2 protein-coding genes are annotated in these 1585 nt (G+C 39.9%); both read left to right on the forward strand.

Translation table 11 applies throughout. From position 1 onward, the window contains the following. Positions 1–217 precede the first annotated feature (217 nt). A complete protein-coding gene (locus tag BUB87_RS13900; RefSeq protein WP_073346682.1) occupies positions 218–1036 on the forward strand; it encodes a histidinol-phosphatase in 819 nt (272 codons plus the stop codon). After that, positions 1033–1470, forward strand: a complete 438-nt coding sequence (arsC, locus tag BUB87_RS13905; protein ID WP_073346684.1) for an arsenate reductase (thioredoxin) — start codon at positions 1033–1035, stop codon at positions 1468–1470. The genes BUB87_RS13900 and arsC overlap by 4 nt, the downstream gene beginning before the upstream one ends. Positions 1471–1585 lie beyond the last annotated feature (115 nt).

Genomic DNA, 1585 nt, shown 5'->3' on the forward strand with positions numbered 1-1585 from the left:
CTGTGGAGATCGTGGAAGACCTGTTGTGGACAACAGCAGGCAACGGTCAATGAAGTAGGAAGCTCCATCCTCTATAGGATGGAGTAGGTTCACTGTTACAAAACATAAGGTACTGGTAAGTTATTGAGTTTTTTGCTATTCTATTATTGTGAAGCATTTGCTTCACTGCTATCATTAACCTAATCAAGATAAATGAAACTAAACTGGGGGTTTGTAGATGCAGTATTGGGATTATCACGTACACCTTGAAAACGGGCCTTACACTATAGAATGGTTGAAGAAATTTATTGAGCAGGGACAGAGAAACAATGTAGGAGAAATCGGGTTTTCAGAACATGGCTACAGGTTTAAACAGGCATATCATTTGATCCATAGCGATGGATATAGGGGGAAATGGGTTAGGGAATACAGCGGACAGGATATCGACGAGTATATTGAGCTTATAGAGGAAGCAAAAAATCAAGGTTTTCCTGTGAAATTAGGCATTGAGCTGGATTACATACCGGAGAAAGAAGAAGAGATTAGAGAATTTGTTAAACAGTATCCTTTTGATTATGTCATTGGTTCAGTCCACTGGTTAGGGGATTGGGGAATTGATCTCGATCAAAAGGATTGGGAAAACAAAGATGTTTATGACGCCTATAAAAGGTATTTTGATATATTAAAGCAGGCGGCTAAGAGCAGGATATTCAGCTTTTTGGGGCATCCTGATGTCATAAAGGTTTTTGGATACAGGCCCGGTGTAGATATAGCGGAGCTTTACGAGGATGTTGCAAAGGTAATAGCAGAAAATGGACAGTGTGTAGAGGTGAGTACAGCAGGGCTAAGAAAGCCTGTAGGGGAGATGTATCCATCACAGGCGTTTCTGGAGATTCTTCTAAAATACGGTGTTCCTGTTATTTTAGATTCAGATGCTCACTATCCTGAGCACGTTGGCTATATGTTTGATAAAGGTATAGATTATATTAAAAAATGCGGTTATACATCTCTTTGTAGATTTAAAAAAATGTCTCGCCACACGGAGGTTTTGGGATGAGTCGAAAAAAAATCGTATATTTTATCTGTACAGGTAATTCATGTAGAAGCCAGATGGCTGAAGGCTTTGCTCGACATTATGGTAGTGATATTATAGAGGTGTACAGCGGGGGCGTGGAAGCCCATGGTGTCAACCCCAGGGCCATCGCAGTCATGGCAGAAAAGGGCATAGATATATCCAGGCATGAGTCCAAACTCATAGATGAAGCAGTGCTATTTAAGTCCGATTATGTAATAACCCTTTGCGGTGATGCAAGAGATAAGTGCCCGGTGTTGCCGCCATCCGTTAAAAGCATACATTGGGGGTTGGAAGATCCTGCAAAAGCCACTGGCACAGAGGACGAGATAATGGGTAAGTTCAGAAAAGTGCGGGATGAGATAGAAGACATGGTAAAAAAGCTTTTAGGAGAAATAAGGGAAAGGGTAATAAAATAAGAGGGATAATCCCTCTATTTTAGGGAGTGAAAAATATTTTGTGTATTTAGATTAATTTCATGCTCTTTCTTGATAAGAATCAATTAACATTTTATTTAACCCATTTCTTAGTATA

Origin of the sequence: Caldanaerobius fijiensis DSM 17918 (genome assembly GCF_900129075.1) — a bacterium.
GTDB classification, from domain to species: Bacteria; Bacillota; Thermoanaerobacteria; order Thermoanaerobacterales; family Caldanaerobiaceae; genus Caldanaerobius; species Caldanaerobius fijiensis.

Bases quoted from the DNA above. Each gene is read 5' to 3' on its own strand.
- arsC (WP_073346684.1), top strand. From the start codon at position 1,033: ATGAGTCGAAAAAAAATCGTATATTTTATCTGTACAGGTAATTCATGT.
- BUB87_RS13900 (WP_073346682.1), top strand. From the start codon at position 218: ATGCAGTATTGGGATTATCACGTACACCTTGAAAACGGGCCTTACACT.